Genomic DNA, 21,356 nt, shown 5'->3' with positions numbered 1-21,356 from the left:
GCCATAGTAGACGTCGGCTCCTCGGGCGCCATGTGCCGGCCTCAAGGCGTGACGGCCGCGGGGACCCGCTCCTCGACCGCGGACCGGAAATGGGGGCAACCGGCCAAGTCCTCGTGATCGCAGTCCAGCGCGCAGTCGATGAGCTCGAGCGACGCCTGCGCCTCGGCGATCCGCCGGGCCAGCTCCTCCCGGCGGCGCAGCAGGACGGCGCGCCGTGCTGCCGCGTCCGAGGTGGCCATCATCTCGTGGATCTCTTCCAGGCTGAACCCGGCTTCCTTGCCGCGCAGGATCACGGCCACCCGGTAGAGGTCGTCAGGCCCGTAGCGGCGGCGCGCTCCTTCGATACGGGCCGGCGTGATCAGGCCCATCGCCTCCCAGTGCCGCAGGACATGCGTCGCCAGGCCGAACCGCTCCGCGATTTCACCGATGCTCATGGTCACACTTGACTTCATGTCGACATTAAGTCGCATGCTGGCCCACATGTCCAAAGACAACAACTCGATGGAATCACTCATCAAGCTGCTCGACGTCGCTGACGCGTTGCCCGGGGCCGTCGCATTGCGCACGCGCTCGTACGATCTGCTCACCCTCCCCGACGGCGCGGTCGTGGTGGATGTCGGCTGCGGCGCGGGCCGCGCGGTCGAGGAACTCGCGGAGCGCGGGATGAGCTCGATCGGCGTGGACGTCAGCGAGGAGATGATCGCGGTGGCCCGCCACCGCCGGCCGTATGCGGACTTCCGGATCGGCGACGCTTTCGACCTGCCGCTCGACGACGGGCAGGTCGCCGGGTACCGAGCCGACAAGGTCTTTCACGAGCTTGCCGACGCGGCCAAGGCGCTGGAGGAGGCGAAGCGGGTGCTGGCTCCGGGCGGGCGTATCGTGCTCGTCGGGCAGGACTGGGACGCCTTCATCATCGACTCCGATGACCCGGTGCTCACCCGGGCCATCGTGCACGCGCGTGCCGACCTGGTCCCGAATCCCCGTGCGGCTCGCCGCTACCGCAACCTGTTGCTCGACGCGGGCTTCCAGGACGTCCAGGTGGAGGCGCACCTGGGCGTCTTCACCGACACGGCCATGCTGCCCATGCTCACCGGCATCGCGGAGGGAGCGCGCGCCGCCGGAGCCGTCACCCGCGAGCAGGAAGCGGCGTGGGTGAGCGATCAGAGGACGCGCGCCCAGGTGGGACGCATGTTCCTGGCGCTGCCCATCTTCGTGGCGTCAGCTTCGCGATCACGGTGATGGAGGCATCTCGCGTGCCGTGATCGCCCGCTTGAGCTTGATCAGGTCCCTGGGGGAGTTGACGGCGACGGCGCCGACCGGCACGCCGTCCCGCGTGAAGGCCACGGCGAAGCGGTCTTCTTCTGGGGAGCCGGTGGCGATGCTCGCCGAGTCGGCGAGGTGCGGCAGTCCGGCGGTCTGGATGCGGGCGCCATGCACATGGGTGGCGAAGTTCGGCACGTCCACGAAGGGTTGAGCGTTCTCCGCCCCGGCCAGCAGGTTGCGGGCGGCGACCGCGCCTTGCTCGTTGGCGTTGGACCAGTGCTCGATGCGTACCGTCTCCCCGCCGAAGTGGGTGTGCGGCCAGCGTGCGACATCCCCCGCGGCCACGATGTCTGTCGAGCCGGTCGCGAACAGCGTCGGCTCGCACAGCACGCCGTCGTCCACGGCCAGGCCGCTGCCGTCCAGCCATTCGGTGTTCGGCAGCACGCCCATGCCGCCGACGACCAGGTCCGCGGCGACGGTGCGGCCGTCGCTGAGCCGGACTCGGCCACCGTCCACGGCGGTGACCCGGACGTTCGTGATGAGCTCGACGCCGTTGCGCTCGTGGTGCGCGGCCAGCCAGCGCGCTGCCTCCTCGCCCAGCCCGGCGTGCATGGGGTACGGCGCGGAGTCGATCAGGGTGACCTTCCGGCCGAGCTGCCGTGCCGTCGAGGCCACCTCGCCGCCGATGAACCCGCCGCCGATGACCAGCACGTGCTCGTGTCCCGAGTCGAGCTTCGCGCGCAGCGCCAGCGCGTCGTCGATGGTGCGCAGGGTGTGCACCCCGTCGAGCCGCCGCGGGCGCGCGCCGCTGGCGATGACGAGCCCGTCGTGGCCGAGCTCGGTGCCGTCGTCGAGGGTGACCGTCCGGTTCCGGGTGTCGAGGTGTACGGCCGTGCGCCCGCGCAGCCACCGGTCGTCGAGCTCTTCCGCGCCCGGGAGTGTGATGTCGTCGTCGCCGTGCAGCACGCTCTTCGACAGGGGCGGGCGGTTGTACGGCACATGCGTCTCGGCGCCGACCAGCGTGACCTCGCCCGCGAAGCCCTCCTGGCGCAGGGTCTGCACGGCCCGCAGCCCTGCCAGCGAAGCACCGACAACGGTGATCTTGTTAAGCCTGCTCATGCGATGACCATACCTATGGGGGGTATATGGGTCGCAACGTGACATAGATCTCACATACCCCTAGCCCGTATGGCTTGTTCTCGAAGGTGATCGCGGCGTACGGTCTCCTGTGAAATATACCTGGTAGGGGTATGGATGGAAGGGGATGCCGCAATGAGCACGAACACGTACAAGGTGTCGGGAATGACGTGTGGCGGTTGTGCCGGCAAGGTGAAGACCGAGATCAGCAAGATTGCCGGGGTCTCCTCGGTGGATGTCGAGCTGGCGACCGGGCAGGTCACCGTCGCCTCGGACGCTCCGCTCGACGACGCGGAGATCAGGAACGCCGTCGAAGAGATCGGTTACGAAGTGGTCGCCGGCTGAACGCCGAGGTGCTGCCGGGTGAGCGGGTCGCGCAGCCCGCCCGGCGGCGCCAGGCGGATCGATGAGCATGGACGCCGCTCGGGCGCGGTCGATCAATGTCAGCGTCTCACGGGCGCCGTCGGCGCTCTCGGGCGGACGTCAGGCGGCGATCTCCGTCAGCGAACGGTCCCGGGTGCGGACGCCGAGACGGATGATGCCGGCCGCGATCACGAGCAGGCCCACCATCACGAACGACGCCGGCCGGGCCCCGAAGGTGGTCAGGACGGGCAGCACCACGAGGGGCGCGACCGCGCCGCCCAGGTGGCCGACCCCGTCCGCGATGGCCGACGCCGTGCCCCGGGCCCGGGTGGGGAACACCTCCGCCGTGTAGGTGTAGGCGGGGGTGGCCATGAAGGCGATGCCGAACGAGCTGAACAGCGCCCCGACGGTGGCGACCGTCTCGCCCAGGTCGAGGGTGATGAGCAGCAGCGAGGCCGCGAACACCAGCGTGCCGATGATGACCATGGTGCGGCGTTCCATCCGCTCCACCAGCAGCACGGCGGCCAGGCCGGACACCAGCGGCATGGCGCGGGTGAGCACGCTGACCAGGACCGCGTCGGAGGTCGAGATGCCGATGCCCTCGAGGATGAGCGGCAGGTAGCTGGCGTAGCCGTACATGGCGACGTAGAAGGCGAACCAGAAGCCGAGCACGATGAGCATCCGGCTCTGGTACGGGGGCCGGAACAGGGCCCGGACCGGCAGCCTGTCGTCAGCGGCGGCGGCGTTCTCGGCGGCGTCGGGGACGGAGACGGTGCCGCCCGGGGGCAGGCCGACGCGGGATTCCATCCGGCGGACGATGCGGTCGGCCTCGGCGGAACGGCCCATAGCGACCAGCCAGCGCGGCGACTCCACCAGCGCCTTGTCGTTGATCAGCGGCAGCACCAGGAGCACCAGGCCGCCGAAGGCCAGCAGGTACCGCCACCCGCTGGAGGAGGCGGCCAGCACCGGCAGCGACGCGAACCCGATCACCAGGAGCAGCACGGTCCCCACCATGTAGAGGCGTGAGAGGTAGCCGCCGCGCTGGTGCTTGGGCGCCAGCTCGCCGATGTAGGCCGAGCAGAGCGCGAGCACCGCACCCATGCCGCACCCGGTCAGGAACCGGAAGAACGTCAGCGACCACACGTCCCACGAGAACGCCGTGAGGAATCCGCCGAGGCCGAGCGCGGCGATGGTCAGCGCGAGGCCCTTCTGCCGGCCGTGCCGGTCGGCGACGTGTCCGAAGGCGTACGCGCCGACGCAGTAGCCGACGAGGTTCCACGTGACGGGGTACCCCAGCTCGGCTCCCGCCAGCCCGAGCTCGTCCCGCATGGAGGGCAGCGTGATGGTGAGGACGGAGATGTCGTAGTTGGCGAAGAAGAAGCAGAGCATGAGCGCGAACCATGCGGCGCGGCTGAGCCCGACCTTCGCCATGGCGTCGATGCGGGCGTCGATGTCGCCGGCCGACACGGACACGGGCGAGGGGGGTGTCTGAGACATCGTGGCCTCCTAGGGGATAGCGCGAAGGCACCGCTGCGGCCACGGGCGGCGAACGCCTCACAAAGGCCTCACGTAGCGGTGTGCGTGGAACCGTAAGCAGGCCGCACCACCGGTGACCATTGCGCTTTCGCGCACGTGCACGTACGCGAATCCGCAACGTGCCCCGCCGTCAGAGGGTGAGGCGGCGCCCGGCCCACTCCTGGCGTGCCACCTGGACGAGCTCCCGGACGGCGTCGTCCTGCCGCGCCCGGGACCGGTTCCAGGCCACGCCGAGCAGGAAGTCCAGGTCGTCGCGGAGGGGGACGACCGCGAAGGCCGGGTCGTCGTAGACCCGGGCGCTGCCGCCGTTGCGCGGGTCGATCGTCAGCGTGATCCCGCCGTCGCGGCGGATGCGGCTGGCCAGCATGACCGCGTCGTTGTCCGGCATCCGGTGGAACGAGGTGATGCCGGCGTTCTTCAACCGCTCGTGGAACAGGTTGACCGCCACCGGCTGAGGAGTGGGCGGGCCGACGGTCAAGGTGCGGTGCGCGAGGTCCTTCAAGGTCAGCTCGGAGGCGGTGGCCAGCGGGTCGTCGGCCCGCATCGCCACGGAGAACAGGTAGCGGGCCACCACCAGGCTGTCGAGCCGGGGCCGGTCCAGCGGCAGGTGGACGAGGGCCGCGTCGAGCTCACCGCGCTCCAGGGCCGGCAGCAGCTCGGCGGACGGCCCTATCGTCGCTTCGACCGTGTGGGAGGGGAGCGCCTGCCCGGCCAGGGCCAGGAAGCGATCCATCACCGCCGGCGGGCACAGGTGGGTGCCGCCCACGCGCACCACCTGTCTCCTGGCAGCCTCCTTGATCACGTCCTTCAGGCCGTCCAGCTGCTCCAGGATGTCGCGTACCCGGCCCGCCAGGAGCGCGCCGTCGGCGGTGAGCTCGACCTGGTGGTAGCGGCGGACGAACAGGTCGACGCCCAGCTCCCGTTCGAGCTCCTTGACGGAGCGGCTGACCGGCGAGGGCGTCAGGTGCAGCCGCTCCGCGGCGCGACCGAAATGGAGCTCCTCGGCGACCGCGAGGAAGCACCGAAGCTGCTGTACGTCCATGACCTGGAGTTTCGTGATGGTCGGTGCCGCACGTCAACCGCGCACGTTGCCGATTGGGACGCGTGCCACGTTGCCGATTCGGACGTTTTCAGCCCGGAACCGCCGTGGCAGTCTCACCTCAGGAACCTGTCCCCGACGATCCGCGGGACAGGTCATGTCCGGCGTACTCCGCACCCGCCCGCCACACACAGTGGGGTGATTCACCATGCCCGCAACCGGGGATCTTCCCCTCGCCGGTCTCCGTGTTATCGACCTGGCCGACGGCAAGGCCGAGATGTGCGGCCGGTTCCTGGCCGACCTCGGAGCCGACGTCATCCGCGTCGAGCCTCCGGGAGGCGCGCCGACCCGCCGGCGGGAGCCGCTCCACGACGGCGTGAGCCTCTACTTCGCCACGCACAACGCCGGCAAACGCGGCATCACCCTGGACCTGCACGACCCCGCCGGCCGCGACCGGCTGCTCGGCCTGGCCGCCGGGGCCGGCTTCCTCATCGAGACCGAACGGCCCGGCACCCTCGACGGGCTCGGCCTCGGCGCGGACGCGCTGCTCGCGCGCAACCCCGCGCTCGTTGTCATCTCGATCACCGACTTCGGGCAGAGCGGCCCGTACCGGGACTGGGCCGGCACCGACTGGACGCACCTGGCGCTCGGCGGTGTGCTGTCGCGATCCGGCATCCCCGGTCGCGAGCCGGTCGTGCCACCGGGCCCGCTGGCGTACGAGTCGGCCGCCGTCCAGGCCGCGTGGGCGGGCCTGCTGGCGTACACGAACAGGCTCGAGACCGGACGCGGCGACCACGTCGACTGCTCGGTGTACGAGATGACCGCGCAGATCCTGGACCCGGGCTTCGGCATCGGCGGCTCGGCCACCGGCGGCGTGCCGGCCACGGCACTGCCGCGTGGCCGCCCCGACGCGGGCAGCCTCTACCCGATCTTCCCGTGCGCGGATGGATATGTACGGATCTGCGTGCTGGCCAAGCGGCAGTGGCGGGGGATGTTCGGCTGGCTGGGGGAGCCCGAGGAGTTCGCCGACCCCAAGTACGACACCCTCGCGGGCCGCTACGGCGCGACCGAGCGGCTGCACGCGTTGATCGCCGACCTGTTCAAGGACAGGACCAGGGACGAGCTCGTCGCCCAGGGCCAGGAGCGCGGCGTGCCGATCGCGTCGCTGCTGGCCCCCGGGGAGGTGCTCGCCGGCCCGCACTTCCGCGCACGAGGAGGACTGGTCGACGCCGAGATCGCGCCCGGCCTGACCGGCCGGCTGCCGTCCGGGTACGTCGAGCTGGACGGCGTACGGGCCGGATTCCGCGGCCGAGCCCCCGAAGCCGGGGAGCACGACGACGAGGTCTTCGCCGAGACGCCGCCGGCCACTCCTCCGGCCCCGGCCGAGGGCATGTCCCGGCGGCGGCCACTCGACGGGCTCCGCGTGCTGGACCTGGGCGTCATCGTGGTCGGCGCGGAGCTCGGCCGGCTGCTCGCCGACCAGGGCGCCGAAGTCATCAAGATCGAGAGCCGGGCCTACCCCGACGGCAGCCGGCAGTCGCTGACCGGCGAGGCCATCAGCGCCGGCTTCGCCTGGGGCCACCGCAACAAGCTCAGCGCGGGGATCAACCTCCGCTCGCCCGAAGGGCTGGAGCTCTTCAAACGGCTCGCCGCCGCCTCCGACGTGATCCTGTCCAACTTCAAGCCCGGCACGCTGGAGTCGCTGGGGCTCGGCTACGACGTCATCAGCGAGCTCAACTCCCGGATCGTCATGGCCGACAGCAGCGCCCTCGGCCCGACCGGGCCGTGGAGCCGCCGCATGGGGTACGGCCCCCTCGTACGCGCCTCCACCGGGCTGACCGGGCTCTGGCGTGACACCGGCGTCGAGGCGGGGTTCTGCGACGGCATCACCATTTATCCGGACCATCTCGCCGCACGGGTCGGCGCCGTCGCCGTGCTGGCCATGCTGATCCGGCGGCGGCGTACCGGGAAGGGCGGCACGGTCAGCGTCTCCCAGGCCGAGACCATCCTCACCCAGCTGTCCACGAGCCTGCTGCGCGAGTCGCTGGAGCCCGGCTCCTTCACCGCCCACGGCAACAGCGGCGAGTGGGACGCGCCCCAGGGCCTCTACCCGTGCGCGGGCGACGACGAGTGGTGCGTGGTGAGCGTCGAGGGCGACGAGCAGTGGCGGAGCCTGTGCGGCGTCATCGGCCGCGCCGACCTGCTCGCCGACGCGCGGCTCGCCACCGCCGCGGGCCGCCGCGCGCACCGCGGGCTCGTCGACGCCGCCGTGACCGCGTGGACGTCGGACACCCCGCCCCGCGAGGTCATGGAACGGCTGCAGGCGGCGGGCGTGCCGGCCGGGGCGATGCAGCGGGTGATCGAGTACCTCGACGATCCCCAGCTCGCCGCCCGCGGCTTCCTGCGCGAGATGCGCCACCCGCACATCGGGCACGCCATGCGGACCGAGAACGGCCCGGCGACCTTCGGCGGGGTGGCCGACCCCGAGCCGCGCCCGGCGCCGCTGGCGGGGGAGCACACCCGGACGGTGGCCGCGAAGCTGCTCGGCCTGGCCGAACCGGAGATCCAGGCGCTCATCGAGGCGGGCGTACTGGAAGAACCAGCTGAAGGAGTTGACCATGGGTGAGCCCGCCGCGCTCGTCGAGCGCCGCGACCACACGATGTTGATCACATTCAACCGGCCCGAGGCGCGCAACGCGGTGAACGGGGCCCTGACCCGCGCCGTCGGCGAGGCCCTGGACGAGGCCGACGCCGACACCGGGATCCGGGCCGTGGTGCTGACCGGGGCCGGGGACAAGGCGTTCTGCGCCGGTGCCGACCTCAAGGAGGTGGCTCGAGGAGAGTTCTCCACCGAAGGGTTCAAACCGCACTGGGGCTTCGCCGGGTGCGTGACGCATCCGATCGCCAAGCCCGTCATCGCCGCCGTCAACGGGTTCGCGCTCGGCGGCGGCACCGAGATCGCCCTGTGGGCCGACCTGGTGGTGGCCGCGGAGAGCGCCCGGTTCGGTCTTCCCGAGGTCAAGCGCGGCATCATCGCCGGCGCGGGCGGCGCGTTCCGGCTGGCCGCGCAGCTGCCGGCCAAGGTGGCCATGGAGATCCTGCTGACCGGCGAGCCCGTGACCGCCGCCGAGGCCCTGCGGCTCGGCCTGGTCAACCGGGTCGTGCCGCAGGACCAGGTGGTGCCCGCCGCGCTCGCCCTGGCCGAGATGATCAGCGCCAACGCGCCGCTCGCCGTACAGGCCAGCAAGCGGATCGCGCGGGGCATCGCGGACGGCACGGTCGCCTCGGAACAGGCCGCCTGGGAGCGGACCGCCGCCGAAGGCGCCGCGATCATGCGCTCGGCGGACGCGCAGGAGGGGCCGCGCGCTTTCGCCGAGAAGCGCGCCCCCGTCTGGGAGGGCCGATGACCATGACGATCAACAGGGCGCCCGTCATCGCCGGTCTCGGCATCACCGAGATGGGCAAGGTCTACGGCAGGACCGCCCCCGAGTTCGCCGCCGAGGCCGTCCGGCTCGCCGCCGCCGACGCCGGGATCGACCTGCACGAGGTGGACGGGCTGCTGACCAACACCGGCATCACCGGCGACGTCGGCCTGGGCCTTCAGCGCGACCTCGGGCTGCGCCACCTGCGCCTGCTGTCGGAGGTGCAGGCGTACGGCTCGTCCGCCGGAGCCATGGTCCAGTACGCCGCCATGGCCGTGATGTCCGGCATGGCCGACATCGTGGCCTGCGTCTTCGCCGACGCCCCGCTGAAGGACAAGTCGGCAGGGGGCGGCGCCGCCTACGCAGCCGCGGGCCGGCGGCCGACCGGCTGGCAGGGCCTGACCGCCGCCTCGGGCATCTACAGCGCCAACACCATGTACGCGCTGGCCGCCCGCAGGCACATGCGGACGTACGGCACCACCAGCGAGCAACTCGGCCACATCGCCGTCGCCCAGCGCGCCTGGGCGGCCGGGAACCCCCTGGCCCAGCTGCGCGACCCGATCACCATCGAGGACCACCAGAGCTCCAGGTGGATCGCCGAGCCGTTCCACCTGCTCGACTGCTGCCTGGTCAGCAACGGCGGCGTGGCGGTCCTCGTCACCTCCGCCGACCGGGCCGCCGGGCTCGCGCAGCCCGCCGTCCACCTCCGCGGCTGGGGCCAGGCGCACCCGGGGTACGTCATGGGCAGGGACAGCGAGTTCGGCCTGGTCAGCGGCGCGGCCCTGTCGGGTCCCACGGCGCTGAAGATGGCCGGGATCACGATCGCCGACATCGACGTGGCCGAGCTGTACGACTGCTACACCTACACCGCGCTCATCTCGCTGGAGGACTACGGCTTCTGCGCCAAGGGCGAGGGCGGGCCCTTCGTGGCGAGCGGCGTGCTCGGACCGGAGGGGAGCCTGGCCGTGAACACCGGCGGCGGCCAGCTCTCCTCCTCCTACATGTGGGGCATGACCCCGCTGTCCGAAGCCGTCATCCAGGCCCGCGGCCAGGGCGGCGACCGCCAGGCGCCGCGCAACGACATGGTGCTGGTCAGCGGCAACGGCGGCATCCTCGACCATCACTCCACCCTGATCCTCAGCCCGCACGCCCGATAGGAGCACGCCGATGCCTGTGGGAATCGTCCACCGCGACGCGGCCACCGCCGCGTTCTTCGACGGCACCGCCCGTGGCGAACTGCTGATCCGGCGCTGCGGCGCCTGCGGCGCCCACTCCGCGCCGCAGGCGCGCACGTGCCCGCAGTGCGCCTCACCCGAGCCGTCCTGGACGGCCGCGGCCGGAACGGGCGTGGTGGTGAGCTGGTCCGTGGTGCACCCCAAGGGCGGGCCGCCGTTCGTGGTCGGGATCGTCGAGCTGGACGAGGAGCCGTGGATCCAGGGCCAGATCGTCGAGGTCGCCCCTGAGGACGTGTACGCCGGCCTGCGCGTACGCGTCGCCTTCGAGCGCCCCGAAGGGGGAGAGGCGGTCCCCGTGTTCCACCCGGCGTGAGCCTGCGCGGGGGCTCGTCGGGGGCCCGCGCGGGGCCGATACCCTGGCCGGGTGGACATCCAGCAGCTCCGCTACTTCATGGTCGTGGCAGAAGAGCTCCACTTCGGCCGCGCCGCCGAGCGGCTGCACGTGACGTCCTCCCCGCTCAGCCGGCGCATCCGCGAGCTGGAGAAGGAGCTCGGCCACGACCTGTTCGACCGGCGCTACCACCAGGTCGAGCTGACCTCCTTCGGGCGGACGTTCCTCGATCCCGCCCGCGACGTCCTGGCCCGCTTCGACGCGCTGACCGAGCTGGCCGCCGGGGCCGCCCCACCGCCAGCGGTCGTGCGCGTGGGGGCCACGCCGCTCGCCCCCACCCAGGTCCTGGACCTGGTCCTGGAGACGTTCGCGGAGGTCAGCCCGGGGACCGAGCTCCCGGTGACCCTGGAGCCGTCCGCGGGGCTGCTCGGCCTGCTGGCGGCGCGCAAGCTGGACATCGCCGTCGTCCACCTGCCCGTGGACGCCGGCGGCCTCGGCAGCCTCGCGCTCGCGGAGTACCGCTTCGCCGTCGCCATGCGCGCCGACGACCCCCTCGCCGGCCGTCCCAGGCTCACCCTCGCCGACCTCACCGACCGGCAGATGCTGCTCACCTCGCACAAGGTGCACCCGCTGGTGATGAACGGGCTCCGCGACCACCTGCGCGCGGGCGGCGTCACCCAGATCCGTGAGCTGCCGCACAACGACGCGGTCCAGGTCGCCGCACACGTCACTCATTCCAGAGCCCTGTCGCTGACCACGCTCAGCACCCTCTCGGGCCGCATCTTCGGCGAGGCGGGCCTCGTCCTCGTCCCGCTGCACGATCCGGATCTCCACTTCCGGCTCGGCGTCGTCTGGCCCGCGAACGCGGAAGCGCGCGGCGGCCCGATCGCGAAAGTCCTCGACGCTCTGCGCGCGCGTCACGGCGACCCCCTCGTCATCCTCTGAGGACGCCTCTCGCCCGCCGGTCAGACGGAGAGCACGAACCCCGGATAGCCGTCCGCCGTGACCTGGTCGCATTTCTGCCGGTACGCGCCGACGCCGCCGACGTACGGCATGAACACCCGGGGCTTGCCCGGGATGTTGGCGCCCAGATACCAGGAGTTGGCCCGCATGTAGAGCGTGCGGGCGGCGACCTCGTTCACGTGGTCGACCCAGGCGTCCTCGGCCGGCGGGTCGGCGTCGATGGTGGCGATGCCGCCGGCCCGCAGCCGCTCCACGCAGTCGGCGATCCAGTCGACGTGCTGCTCGATGGAGACCATCATGTTGCTGAGCACGGACGGGCTGCCGGGCCCGGTGATGGTGAACATGTTGGGGAAGCCCGCCGTCATCAGCCCCAGGTACGTACGCGGCCCGGCCTCCCACTTGCGCCGCAGCGACAGGCCGCCCCTGCCGGTGATGTCGATGCCGAGCAGCGGACCGGTCATGGCGTCGTAGCCGGTGGCGTACACGATCATGTCGGCGGCGTACTCGGCGTCGGCGGTGCGCACGCCGGTCGGGGTGATCTCCTCGATCGGCGCGGCACGCACGTCGACCAGGGTCACGTCGGGGCGGTTGTAGGTGGCGTAGTAGCCGGTGTCGATGCAGATCCGCTTGGTGCCGATGGGATGGTCCTTGGGCGCCAGCAGCTCGGCCACCCGCGGATCCGTGACGATCTCGCGGATCTTCTCACGGACGAACTCGGCGCTGATCTCGTTGGCCGCCGGATCGATCGCGGTGTCGCCGTAGGCGCCGAGGAAGCCCACGCCACCCTTGGCCCAGCGGGTCTCGAACTCCCGCAGCCGATCCTCCTCCGTCGCCTCCAGCGCCGACGCGGTGTTGGAGGTGCCCATGACGCCGGAGGCGGAGGTGCGCATGCCGGCGCGGAGGTCGGCGTAGTTGGCCTTCACCCACTGCGCGTACTCCGGCTCCATGGGCCGGTTCCAGGCCGGCAGGCTGTAGTTGGCGGTGCGCTGGAACACCGTCACGTGCTCCGCCGGCTCGGCGATCACCGGGATGGCCTGGATGCCGGAGGAGCCGGTGCCGATGACGGCGACCCGCTGCCCGGTGAAGTCCACGCCCTCGTGCGGCCACCGCCCGGTGTGGTGGCTGGGCCCCAGGAAGGAGCCGGCACCGGGGAAGTCGGGTATCCGGGCCGCCGACAGGCAGCCCACGGCGGTGATGAGGTACGTCGCCGACACGTGCTCGCCGCGGTCGGTCTCCACGCGCCACAGGTTCGCGCTCTCGTCGTAGCCGGCGCGGGTCACCCGGGTCTCGAACCGGATGTCCCTGCGCAGGTCGAAGCGGTCGGCGACGTGATTGGCGTAGAGCAGGATCTCCGGCTGGGACGGGTAGCGCTCGCTCCACTCCCACTCCTGCTGGAGCTCCTCGTCGAAGGAGTAGGAGTACTGCATGCTCTCGACGTCGCAGCGGGCGCCCGGGTAGCGGTTCCAGTACCAGGTGCCGCCGACGCCGTCGCCGGTCTCGAAGACGCGGACGGTCAGGCCCAGGCCGCGCAGCTTGTGCAGCATGTACATGCCGGCGAAGCCCGCGCCCACGACGACGGCGTCGTACCTCATCGCAGGCTCCCGTCGATCGCCTCGACGACCATGGTGATCGCCGCGGCGCTGCCCGGCAGCACGTTCACCATCGTGAAGAAGACATGCATCTGGCCCTCGAACCGCTTGAACAGCACCGGGACGCCGGCCTCGCGCAGCCGCCGCGCGTACGCCTCGCCCTCGTCCCGCAGCACGTCGTGCTCGGCGGTCAGCACGACGGCCGGCGGCAGGCCCGACAGGTCCCGGGCCCGCAGCGGGGAGGCGTCCGGGTTCGCCCGCGTGGCCGGGTCGGGCGCGTAGTGGTCCCAGAACCAGATCATGCTGTCGCGGCTCAGCATGAGCTGGTTGGCCGGGTCGGTGTAGGAGGCGTTGTCCAGGTCGTGGTCGGTCACCGGGTAGACGAGGACCTGCAGCGCGATGGCGGGGCCGCCCTCGTCGCGGCTGCGCTGGGCCACGACGGCCGACAGGTTGCCGCCCGCGCTGTCCCCGGCCACGATGATCGGCAGGTCCGGCTCCTTCGCGGCGGCCCAGCACAGCGCGTCGTAGGCGTCGCGGGCCGCCACGGGATACCGGTGCTCGGGGGCGAGCCGGTAGTCGACCAGGACGACGGCGCAGCCCGTCCGGTGCGCCAGCGTCCGTCCCAAGGTGTCGAACTCGTCGAGCGCGCCGATGACCCAGCCGCCACCGTGGTAGTACACGATCACCGCTCTCGGGTCCTCCACCGGGACCAGCACGCGTGCGCCGAACGATCCGCCGTCCGCCGCCTGGATCACCGCTTCCTCCACACGGGCCATCTCCGGGCCCTTGCCGTACAGGTCGCCGAGCGCGCCGCCCATGGCGCGCGCCTCCTCGGGTGTCATCTCGTGCAGCGGCTTGCCGCCTGCTTCGCTCATCTGCCTGAGGAACTGGGCCGTCGCGTCGTCAAGGGACATGGAAGGTCACCTCACCGGGGCCATGGAGTGATCGGCATCACTTCGACTCAAGCACCGCAACGCCACCAGGTCCACACGCGGCCACCGATCAGCGTGGCCGCGAGCCGAACGAGGCCGGCGGGACCATGGGCGTCGAGCCGGTGGACCTGTCCGCCGTCACGTCACGGCCGGGCAACCCGCAGGTGTCGTCGTTCGGCCAGCTCCTCCGCGCTGACCAGGGTCAGGATCGGGGCACCGGGCGGCGCGAACATGGTCACCACCAGCTGCGACTGCGCGTCCGGAAGGTTGTTGCCGCCCTGGAGGTGGATCACGTCGCCGCCGGGCTCGAACAGGGCGTCACCGGCCTTGAGCACCCGGGGCGGCTGCCCCTCCAGCTCGAAGAGGATCTCGCCCTGGGTCACGTAGCCGAAGAGCGGCCCGGGGTGGCGGTGCGGCGGCGCGCCGGGGTCACCGGGCGGCAGGGTGACCCTGACGGTCCTGGCCTCGGCGCCGGCCGGGATCCGGGCCGCCGCCTCCGGCAGGGTCGTGATCACCTCGACGCCTGGGGGCAGGTGGGCGTGCTCAGCACTCATGTCTTCCTCCATCCGAACGGGGACTGTTCAGAGTGAGGACAAGACGGCCGCCCCGTTTGTGACAGCCCCACGCAGCCGGTGTCCGCGGTCGTTCAGTTCTGCTGTGCGGGTTCCTCGGCCGGGCGGTAACCGAGGCGGCCGCGGGTCGCGATGAGGACCAGGATCGCTGCCGTGGCGCCCGCGAGCAGGGTGACCTTACTCGCCTGCTCGGCGGTGGCGATCGACGGGAACATGTCCGAGTAGGCGAGTGACATGAAGTTGTTGACGCTGACGTGCAGCAGCATGATCAGGGGCAGGCTCTGGCCGGTCCGGTTGAACACCCAGGTGACGACCACGCTGAAGACGCAGGCGAAGGCGATGAACTCGCCGACTCTCAGCCAGGTGACGTCCGGCCACCCGCCCCACTCACTCAGGAACAGCGGCAGGTGCCAGACGCCCCACAGCGGGCCGAGGACGAGGGTGCCGCCCAGCGGGCCGAACCTGCGCTGCAGGCGGGGGAGGGCGAAGTCGCGCCAGCCGGGCTCTTCCGCCAGACCCGTGGTGACCATCTGGAGCAGCAGCCCGGGCACGTAGGCGGCCAGCACGGCGACCGGCGGCAGGTGGATGTCCTCGTCGGACACCGCGACTCCGGCGACGATGATGGCGGCGGGAACGCCGAGGGAGGTGACGACGTACCAGACCCAGTTGACCCGCCACTTGGTCATCCGCCCGATCCACCGGCGGACCCCTTCCCTGCCGTCCGCGACCGCGGTCACGATGAACGCGCCGAAGATGGGGCCGAGGTAGGCGCCGGGGAGGACGCCGGTGAACTGCGTGGTCCCGAGCAGCGAGGGGAAGCTGAAATCCCAGATCCCCAGACCGTTCGCCGAGAGGATGTAGGGCGTCCAGGCGAGCCAGCTCATCAGGTTGGCCAGGACGAAGAAGCTGATCAGCGGACGGCGGCGGATGAAGCCTCGAAGTCCGCTCCGACCCGGATGCTGCTCGGCCCCCGGCCGACTGTCGACTGCCATTTCGATTTTCCTTAGAGGAGCGCTTGACCGACGGCGATCAGCACATCAGCCGCAGGCCCCTCCGGTCGTTCCCGCCTACGCCCCAATGGAGGTATAGCCAGGGGTACGCGATGGAGTCGGTCGGGGCCGGGGCGGCGTGGCCGGACCGGTCGCGGCACACCGGGAGTGCGCTTCGGTCAGGAAGTGGACAGCGAATGGCCTGTGAACCGGTCAGGCCAAAGGCCGACACTCGGCGGGCTGGTCCTGCGACAACGAACACCGTGCCACTGAGGAAGGCTGATCGATCGTGACTGAACGCGTACGCGTGGCTGTGCTGGCGGGTGGGCCGTCCGCCGAGCATGAGGTGTCGCTGCAGTCGGCGCAGGCCGTGCTCGACGCTCTGCCGAGGGATCTGTACGAGCCCGTCGCCGTCATCATCGACCGGCAGGGCAGGTGGCCGGTCGAGCTGCGACGCGACCTGGCGGACGTGGTCTTCCCCGTGCTGCACGGGCCGTTCGGCGAGGACGGCGTCCTCCAGGGTCACCTGGAGACGCTGGGCATCCCGTACGTGGGCTGCGGCGTCATGGCCTCCGCCGTGGCCATGAACAAGGTCACGATGCGGCGCATGTTCCTGGCGGAGGACATTCCGGTCACCCCACATGTGTGGTTCACCGAGCACGAATGGCGCACCACCACCGACCCCTGGGGGCTGGTGAAGTCGCTCGACTGGCCGATGTACGTCAAACCGGCCAGCATGGGCTCCTCCATCGGCATCTCCCGTGTCACCTCCATGGAGGAGTTGCGCGCCGGCGTGGAGCTGGCGCTGGCCTACGACCGGGTGGTCATCGTCGAGCAGGGGGTGACCGCGCGCGAGGTCATCTGCGGCGTGCTCGGCGGCTATGACACCCCGGATGCCTCGGTGCCCGGCGAGCTCATCGTGCCCGGCGACTGGCTCGACTACGAGGCCAAGTACCTCAGCCGGGCCGAGATAGCCGCCATTCCCACCGTGCTGCCGGAACGGGTGGCCGAGGACGTGCGCGAGCTGTCCCTGCGCGCCTTCCGGGCGATCGGCGGCTATGGCCTGTCCCGTGTCGACTTCCTCTATGAGGAGGACACGGGACGCCTGTACGTGCTGGAGATCAACACCATGCCCGGCTTCACCTCCCGTTCCGTCTACGCCAGGGCCTGGGCCGCGAGCGGTGTTCCGTACCCGGACCTGCTGCGCCGCCTCATCGACCTCGCGTTCGCCAGGAGCGGCTCGTGATCCCCATGACGCTGAACGAGATCGCGCAGGTCGTCGGCGCGAGCCTGCATGACGTGCGCGACCCGCAGGCGCTGGTGACGGCTCCCTCGGCGGTCGACTCCCGCGAGGTGGTGCCCGGCGGCCTGTTCGCCGCGACGGTCGGCGCCCGCGTCGACGGTCACGACTACGCGGCCGTCGCCGTCGCGGGCGGCGCCGTCGCCGTGCTGGCCGCAAGGCCCGTCGGCGTGCCCGCCCTCGTGGTCGAGGACGTCCAGCTCGCGCTCGGCCTGCTGGCCAGGCACGTGCTCGAACACATCGGCCCGATCGTGATCGGCCTGACCGGCTCCGTGGGCAAGACGACGACCAAGGACCTGCTGGCCCAGGTCCTCGAACGGCACGCCGCGACGGTCGCCACCGACAGGTCGTTCAACAACGAGCTCGGGCTGCCGCTCACCGTGCTGCGTGCCGATGCCACCACCCGATACCTGGTGCTGGAAATGGGTGCGAGCCGGAAGGGCGACCTGAGGTACCTGACCGGGCTCGCACCGCCCCAGATCGGGCTGGTGCTCAATGTCGGCACCGCACATGCGGAGCGCATGGGAGGCGGGCCGGCCGACGTGGCCGAGGCCAAGGGCGAGCTGGTCGAGGCGCTTGCGGCGGACGGGTTCGCCCTGCTCAACGCCGACGACCCGTACGTCATGGGCATGGCCGGCCGTACCAGGGCCCGGATCCTGTTGTACGGCAGGTCGGCGCGGGCGCAGGTGCGAGCCGAGGACGTGCGGATGACCGACCGCGCGCGAACCGCGTTCGAGCTGGTGACGCCCTCCGGTCGCGCCCCGGTCGAGCTCGACCTCATAGGCGAGCACCAGGTGAGCAACGCCCTGGCCGCAGCCGCCGTCGCCACCGCACTCGGCCTGGGCGTCGCCGAGATCGCCGACGGGCTGAACGGCGCACGGCGGCGCTCCGCGGGCCGGCTGGAGATCGTCGAACGACCCGACGGCATCACCGTCGTCGACGACGCCTACAACGCCAACCCCGAATCCATGCGGGCCGGGCTGCGGGCGGCCAAGGCCCTGGCCGGCACCCGTCGTACCGTCGCCGTGCTCGGCGCGATGGGGCAGCAGGCGGACGCCTCCCGCGCCCGGCACGCGGAGATGGGCCGGCTCGTCGCCGACCTCCGCTTCGACGTGCTGATCGCGGTCGGAGCAGGGGATCCGCTCGCGATGGCGGAGGCAGCGCAGTCCTCGAACCAGGGCGTGGCCGTCCACACCGCCGAGGACGTGGCCGGGGCCCTCAGGCTGGCCACCGCGCTTCTCGAACCGGGAGACGTGGTGTTCGTCAAGGCGTCCAGCGAGATCGGCCTCGGTGCCTGCGCCCGTGCGCTGGCAGCGCCGACCTGTTGACCGCTCCTTTGCTGAATGAACGGAGTTCCATGCGCACCATCGGTCTCATCGGCGGGTTGAGCTGGGAATCGACGGTGATCTACTACCAGATCATCAACCAGCGGGTACGCGAGCGACTCGGCGGCAGCCATTCCGCCAACAGCCTCATCTGGTCGGTCGACTACACGACCGTCGAAGACCTCATCTTCGCCGACCGCTGGGACGAGGTGAGTACGTTGCTGACCGAGGCGGGCAGGAAACTGGAGGATAGCGGCGCCGGCCTCCTGCTCGTCTGCAGCAACACCTTCAGCCGGGTGAGCGACGACGTGGAACGGGCCGTGAGCGTGCCCGTGCTGCACATCGCCGACGTCGTGGGCGCCGAGATCCGCGCCAGGGGCATGCGCAAGGTCGGTCTGCTGGGCACTCGCTTCACCATGGAGCAGCCCTTCTACCGGGACCGGCTGGCCTCCCACGGCTTCGACGTGGTCGTCCCGCGGCGTGAGCAGCGGGAACTGGTCCATGACGTGATATTTGATGAACTGGTGCGCGGGGCGCTCCGGGAATCGTCCAGGGACGCGTACGCCCGGATCATCGATGATTTCGCGGACGACGGCGCTGAAGGCGTCATCCTCGGCTGCACGGAGATCGAGCTGCTGATCAGCGAGAAGGACAGCGCCATCCCGGTGCTGCCGAGCGCTCGGCTGCACGCGGAGGCGGCGGCCGGCCTCGCGCTTGCCGGCTGACACGCCCCCGGTCGCGTTCGTTCACGGTCGCGTTCGTTCACGGTGGCAGGCCCGCGCACCGGCTCAGGTGTACGCCGGTGCGTCGGCGCCATACAGCTCCAGGTGCCACAGGTCGGCGCAGACGCGTTCGATGCCGGCCGTCAGGTGGCGGCGGTAGGTGGTGAAAGGGAGGCCGAGTCGTTCTGCGGCCAGCTCCTGGGTGGGCGTGCCGCGCAGGAACGTGACGGACAGCGCCCGGTGGGACTTGACCGAGCGCGGATCCTCGCGCAGGTCGTCGATCGCCTGGCGGAGCAGGTCACCCAGTGCCGTGGCCGGGCTCTGCCCGGCCTGCTCGGCGATCAGCCTGGTGCGCGTCAGCGGGGAAGCGGCCAGCGCGTCCAGCCGAGACAACTGGCGCAACGCCTTGCGAACGGCTTCGGCGAACTCCGCCTGGGACAGCACCGCCAGCTCCGACGTCGCGGCAGGGCCCGCGTGGAGCGGTCGGTTCATCCGCTCCAGCCACGCCTGCGGCGGCACCGCGCGCCAGTCATGACCGAACAGGCCGTACGCGTCGTCCCCCGGTTGTGGCTGCTCGGCGATGTCACGCATCCCGTACTGCCGCCGTAAATGCTTCGGATGCCGTATCTCGATATATGACCATGCCATCCGCTCGGACCGCAGACAATTGCCGATCACCCGCCACTGGATCAGATCCATCACCGGCGAGTTCCCCCGATACGGCGGCAGCGCCCACAGCCGGCTGACCGCCAGATGTTCACCGGCGCGCAACGGCGTGGTGGCACGCGCATGCGCCCACGCCCTGGCCACGATGGGATCGGCCGCAAGCTCCTCCTCATCCGGTTCCGCCAACCGCAACCACGCGGAGAAAGCCACGGGCTCGCCGGTTTCGGTCCGCCGATACAGCCGGAACGCCTCCGGCTGACGTTCCGCCCAGAAGGCGGCACGGCCCGCACCCTCCGCCGCCACCCGGAGCAACGTGCCGAAGTCCTCCTCCCGCAACACCTCTTCCTGGAACTCGTCGTGGCGGCCACGGAAATCGGCCGGCGCCCCGTTGTCGCGATGCAGGTAGAGCAGCGCCGCCACCGCGCCGGGCACGTCCACGTCGTTCGCCGTGCGCACCCGCTCCGCCAGCTGCGCGTGGATGCGGTCGTGCATCGCCGCGTACCCCTCGGGATCCCGCCACCGCAGGTCCGCCTCCAGCAGCTCCCGCACCACGTCCTGCGGAAACAGCCCGCGGCGGCTCGACTCCACGAACGGCAACCGCCGCAACCACCGGAACAACCTCCCGGCGTCGTCCGGCAAGGCCGCCCGCAGCAGGTCCTCCGTCGTCGTGTAAGCATGCGCGCAGATCTCCAGAGCATGCCGGTGCGCCGCCGAAGGCAGCTCGCCCACCAGCTGATCCAGCAACGTGGCCACCACGTCCTGATGCGGCATCCACCGCCGGCCGGCCCCGCCGTCCTTCACCGCCACGGCCGCCCCCAGCAGCAGCGCCAGCGGATGACCGCCGGCGAAGGCCAGCAGCGGCTCGCGCAACTCGGCCGGCACCCCGGAGGAGTCCATCAGGGCCTGCGCGTCCCCGGCCCGCAGGTCGCGCAGCGGCAGCACCTCCAGCGCCCCCGCCCATCCCGGATCCGCCTGCCACCGCATGTCCGGCGGGTTCCGCCCTGCGATCACCACCAGCGCCCCCATGGGCACCCGCGGCAGGAACCGCTCGCGCAGCCATCCCTCCAACCCCTGAATGCGTTCGAAGTCGTCGACCAGCAGCACCGCGTCCGCATCGCGAAGCACCGGCCCGGCCTCGGACGCCGCCGGGGCCAACATGCGCCCGTCCACCATGGACACCGGCCGCCCCGCCACCTCGGCCTCGTGAGCGAACCGCCGCAACAGGGCCGACTTGCCGATGCCGCCGGGACCGTGCACGTACAGAACGCTGCAGCCGCCGCCGTACAACGCCGCGTTGAAGACCGCGAGCTCTTCCTCCCGCCCCACGAACGCCATCTCGCGCGCTGCTTGCAGACGCCGTCCCAGCAAGCCGGACTTGTTGTCACTCCCCGATGACATACCCTGGCCCTCTCCGAACGCCCGGTCGATCATGAGCTCCCGTTCTCGATGTCGTAGCCCACGCCGGGGTGGGGTCGTCGTCGTGGTGGCCTGCCGCGGCGGTCGGGGCGGTGTTCGAAGTGCCACCACTCGTTGTCGTACATGCGGTACAGGTCGTAGCGGGCGCCGTGGTCCTCGAGCCAGCGCGCGCCTTCGTGGGGGCGTACGTCCAGCGCGATGCCCTTGACGTGGGAGGATTCCGCCGGTGGGAGTACGAGCATGCGTGCCAAGGTCGCGGAGCCGCGGCGGCGTACCTCGTCCTCGAACATCTGTTGCTGGACGAGGGGGTCGCGGTAGCCCGAGGTGAGGCCGAGGAGCTGGCCGTGTCGCCATAGCGCCTCGGTGCGGGCCGCGGTGAACGCGGTCCTGGCGCCGTCGGTGAGCCCGGTGAGGTCTTCGGCGGGGAATCGCATCCGTAGCGCCCAGTGGCAGGCCTGTTGGCGGGCCTGGCCGGGGCGGCGCAGGAACGCCGCGGGTAGCAGGAGCACGGCCAGCACCAGCGTGAGCACGGCATACAGCCGGTCTCGGGGCCGAA

20 protein-coding genes are annotated in these 21,356 nt (G+C 71.3%); 10 read left to right on the top strand and 10 right to left on the bottom strand.

Annotation, left to right across the window (positions count from 1 at the left end; translation table 11 throughout):
* Positions 1-41 precede the first annotated feature (41 nt).
* Positions 42-434 (bottom strand): MerR family transcriptional regulator, encoded by a 393-nt coding sequence (locus tag ACWDRB_RS07805; protein WP_449892336.1) that lies wholly within the window; start codon positions 432-434, stop codon positions 42-44.
* On the opposite strand from ACWDRB_RS07805, the gene ACWDRB_RS07800 reads away from it, so the two are divergent.
* Positions 433-1,239: a methyltransferase domain-containing protein gene (locus tag ACWDRB_RS07800; protein ID WP_449892335.1), complete on the top strand. Its 807-nt coding sequence runs from the start codon at positions 433-435 to the stop codon at positions 1,237-1,239. The two genes, ACWDRB_RS07805 and ACWDRB_RS07800, sit on opposite strands and share 2 nt — an antisense overlap.
* Here ACWDRB_RS07800 and ACWDRB_RS07795 read toward each other — a convergent pair.
* A complete protein-coding gene (locus tag ACWDRB_RS07795; RefSeq protein WP_449892334.1) occupies positions 1,231-2,382 on the bottom strand; it encodes an NAD(P)/FAD-dependent oxidoreductase in 1,152 nt (383 codons plus the stop codon). The genes ACWDRB_RS07800 and ACWDRB_RS07795 overlap by 9 nt on opposite strands.
* A 153-nt stretch (positions 2,383-2,535) precedes the next feature.
* On the opposite strand from ACWDRB_RS07795, the gene ACWDRB_RS07790 reads away from it, so the two are divergent.
* Positions 2,536-2,745, top strand: coding sequence for a heavy-metal-associated domain-containing protein (locus ACWDRB_RS07790; RefSeq protein ID WP_449892332.1), 210 nt, complete (start codon positions 2,536-2,538; stop codon positions 2,743-2,745).
* A 138-nt stretch (positions 2,746-2,883) separates the two neighbouring features.
* On the opposite strand, the gene ACWDRB_RS07785 is transcribed toward ACWDRB_RS07790, so the two are convergent.
* Complete coding sequence (locus ACWDRB_RS07785; RefSeq protein ID WP_449892331.1) at positions 2,884-4,260, bottom strand: MFS transporter; 1,377 nt, start codon at positions 4,258-4,260, stop codon at positions 2,884-2,886.
* A 169-nt stretch (positions 4,261-4,429) separates the two neighbouring features.
* Positions 4,430-5,341 (bottom strand): LysR family transcriptional regulator, encoded by a 912-nt coding sequence (locus ACWDRB_RS07780; RefSeq protein ID WP_449892330.1) that lies wholly within the window; start codon positions 5,339-5,341, stop codon positions 4,430-4,432.
* A gap of 205 nt (positions 5,342-5,546) precedes the next feature.
* Between ACWDRB_RS07780 and ACWDRB_RS07775 the strand changes: the two genes are divergently transcribed.
* From ACWDRB_RS07775 to ACWDRB_RS07755, 5 genes are read left to right on the top strand one after another with little or no spacing between them, the layout of a single operon-like run.
* Positions 5,547-7,964 (top strand): CaiB/BaiF CoA transferase family protein, encoded by a 2,418-nt coding sequence (locus tag ACWDRB_RS07775; RefSeq protein WP_449892328.1) that lies wholly within the window; start codon positions 5,547-5,549, stop codon positions 7,962-7,964.
* Positions 7,957-8,745, top strand: coding sequence for a crotonase/enoyl-CoA hydratase family protein (locus tag ACWDRB_RS07770; RefSeq protein WP_449892327.1), 789 nt, complete (start codon positions 7,957-7,959; stop codon positions 8,743-8,745). Before ACWDRB_RS07775 ends, ACWDRB_RS07770 begins: the two co-directional genes overlap by 8 nt.
* Positions 8,742-9,917 (top strand): thiolase family protein, encoded by a 1,176-nt coding sequence (locus tag ACWDRB_RS07765; protein ID WP_449892326.1) that lies wholly within the window; start codon positions 8,742-8,744, stop codon positions 9,915-9,917. Before ACWDRB_RS07770 ends, ACWDRB_RS07765 begins: the two co-directional genes overlap by 4 nt.
* Positions 9,918-9,927: 10 nt before the next feature.
* Entirely contained in the window at positions 9,928-10,308 is a 381-nt protein-coding gene (locus ACWDRB_RS07760; protein ID WP_449892324.1) for a Zn-ribbon domain-containing OB-fold protein, read from the top strand.
* A gap of 51 nt (positions 10,309-10,359) precedes the next feature.
* Complete coding sequence (locus ACWDRB_RS07755; protein WP_449892323.1) at positions 10,360-11,271, top strand: LysR family transcriptional regulator; 912 nt, start codon at positions 10,360-10,362, stop codon at positions 11,269-11,271.
* A gap of 20 nt (positions 11,272-11,291) precedes the next feature.
* Here the strand turns inward: ACWDRB_RS07755 and ACWDRB_RS07750 are convergent, their stop codons facing one another.
* From ACWDRB_RS07750 to ACWDRB_RS07735, 4 genes are all read right to left on the bottom strand, one after another.
* Positions 11,292-12,881 (bottom strand): flavin-containing monooxygenase, encoded by a 1,590-nt coding sequence (locus ACWDRB_RS07750; RefSeq protein ID WP_449892322.1) that lies wholly within the window; start codon positions 12,879-12,881, stop codon positions 11,292-11,294.
* Complete coding sequence (locus ACWDRB_RS07745; protein WP_449892321.1) at positions 12,878-13,792, bottom strand: alpha/beta hydrolase; 915 nt, start codon at positions 13,790-13,792, stop codon at positions 12,878-12,880. Before ACWDRB_RS07745 ends, ACWDRB_RS07750 begins: the two co-directional genes overlap by 4 nt.
* 161 nt (positions 13,793-13,953) lie before the next feature.
* Complete coding sequence (locus ACWDRB_RS07740) at positions 13,954-14,364, bottom strand: cupin domain-containing protein (protein ID WP_350742691.1); 411 nt, start codon at positions 14,362-14,364, stop codon at positions 13,954-13,956.
* 92 nt (positions 14,365-14,456) lie between these two features.
* Positions 14,457-15,374, bottom strand: a complete 918-nt coding sequence (locus ACWDRB_RS07735) for a CPBP family intramembrane glutamic endopeptidase (protein ID WP_449892320.1) — start codon at positions 15,372-15,374, stop codon at positions 14,457-14,459.
* A 286-nt stretch (positions 15,375-15,660) separates the two neighbouring features.
* On the opposite strand from ACWDRB_RS07735, the gene ACWDRB_RS07730 reads away from it, so the two are divergent.
* From ACWDRB_RS07730 to ACWDRB_RS07720, 3 genes are read left to right on the top strand one after another with little or no spacing between them, the layout of a single operon-like run.
* The gene (locus tag ACWDRB_RS07730; RefSeq protein ID WP_449892319.1) at positions 15,661-16,617 is read left to right on the top strand and encodes a D-alanine--D-alanine ligase family protein; all 957 of its coding nucleotides are present in this window, start codon (positions 15,661-15,663) and stop codon (positions 16,615-16,617) included.
* A gap of 5 nt (positions 16,618-16,622) precedes the next feature.
* Positions 16,623-17,999 (top strand): UDP-N-acetylmuramoyl-tripeptide--D-alanyl-D-alanine ligase, encoded by a 1,377-nt coding sequence (locus ACWDRB_RS07725; protein ID WP_449892853.1) that lies wholly within the window; start codon positions 16,623-16,625, stop codon positions 17,997-17,999.
* A gap of 29 nt (positions 18,000-18,028) precedes the next feature.
* Positions 18,029-18,721, top strand: a complete 693-nt coding sequence (locus ACWDRB_RS07720) for an aspartate/glutamate racemase family protein (RefSeq protein ID WP_449892318.1) — start codon at positions 18,029-18,031, stop codon at positions 18,719-18,721.
* A 63-nt stretch (positions 18,722-18,784) separates the two neighbouring features.
* Here the strand turns inward: ACWDRB_RS07720 and ACWDRB_RS07715 are convergent, their stop codons facing one another.
* On the bottom strand, positions 18,785-20,719 hold the full coding sequence (locus ACWDRB_RS07715) for an ATP-binding protein (protein WP_449892317.1): 1,935 nt from the start codon (positions 20,717-20,719) through the stop codon (positions 18,785-18,787).
* Between the two features lie 92 nt (positions 20,720-20,811).
* Positions 20,812-21,356: D,D-peptidase/D,D-carboxypeptidase VanY-N (gene vanY-N / locus ACWDRB_RS07710; RefSeq protein ID WP_449892315.1), on the bottom strand; the 545-nt coding region annotated here is incomplete at its 5' end.

The organism is Nonomuraea sp. NPDC003707 (assembly GCF_053587055.1).
Note: the sequence above shows the minus strand (reverse complement) of the source record. Positions and strands in the feature narration are given on the sequence as shown.

Coding starts and splice junctions, on each gene's coding strand:
- ACWDRB_RS07800 (WP_449892335.1), top strand. CDS start 433: ATGGTCACACTTGACTTCATGTCGACATTAAGTCGCATGCTGGCCCAC.
- ACWDRB_RS07805 (WP_449892336.1), bottom strand. CDS start 434: ATGAGCATCGGTGAAATCGCGGAGCGGTTCGGCCTGGCGACGCATGTC.
- ACWDRB_RS07795 (WP_449892334.1), bottom strand. CDS start 2,382: ATGAGCAGGCTTAACAAGATCACCGTTGTCGGTGCTTCGCTGGCAGGG.
- ACWDRB_RS07790 (WP_449892332.1), top strand. CDS start 2,536: ATGAGCACGAACACGTACAAGGTGTCGGGAATGACGTGTGGCGGTTGT.
- ACWDRB_RS07785 (WP_449892331.1), bottom strand. CDS start 4,260: ATGTCTCAGACACCCCCCTCGCCCGTGTCCGTGTCGGCCGGCGACATC.
- ACWDRB_RS07780 (WP_449892330.1), bottom strand. CDS start 5,341: ATGGACGTACAGCAGCTTCGGTGCTTCCTCGCGGTCGCCGAGGAGCTC.
- ACWDRB_RS07775 (WP_449892328.1), top strand. CDS start 5,547: ATGCCCGCAACCGGGGATCTTCCCCTCGCCGGTCTCCGTGTTATCGAC.
- ACWDRB_RS07770 (WP_449892327.1), top strand. CDS start 7,957: ATGGGTGAGCCCGCCGCGCTCGTCGAGCGCCGCGACCACACGATGTTG.
- ACWDRB_RS07765 (WP_449892326.1), top strand. CDS start 8,742: ATGACCATGACGATCAACAGGGCGCCCGTCATCGCCGGTCTCGGCATC.
- ACWDRB_RS07760 (WP_449892324.1), top strand. CDS start 9,928: ATGCCTGTGGGAATCGTCCACCGCGACGCGGCCACCGCCGCGTTCTTC.
- ACWDRB_RS07750 (WP_449892322.1), bottom strand. CDS start 12,881: ATGAGGTACGACGCCGTCGTCGTGGGCGCGGGCTTCGCCGGCATGTAC.
- ACWDRB_RS07745 (WP_449892321.1), bottom strand. CDS start 13,792: ATGTCCCTTGACGACGCGACGGCCCAGTTCCTCAGGCAGATGAGCGAA.
- ACWDRB_RS07740 (WP_350742691.1), bottom strand. CDS start 14,364: ATGAGTGCTGAGCACGCCCACCTGCCCCCAGGCGTCGAGGTGATCACG.
- ACWDRB_RS07735 (WP_449892320.1), bottom strand. CDS start 15,374: ATGGCAGTCGACAGTCGGCCGGGGGCCGAGCAGCATCCGGGTCGGAGC.
- ACWDRB_RS07725 (WP_449892853.1), top strand. CDS start 16,623: ATGACGCTGAACGAGATCGCGCAGGTCGTCGGCGCGAGCCTGCATGAC.
- ACWDRB_RS07720 (WP_449892318.1), top strand. CDS start 18,029: ATGCGCACCATCGGTCTCATCGGCGGGTTGAGCTGGGAATCGACGGTG.
- ACWDRB_RS07715 (WP_449892317.1), bottom strand. CDS start 20,719: ATGGCGTTCGTGGGGCGGGAGGAAGAGCTCGCGGTCTTCAACGCGGCG.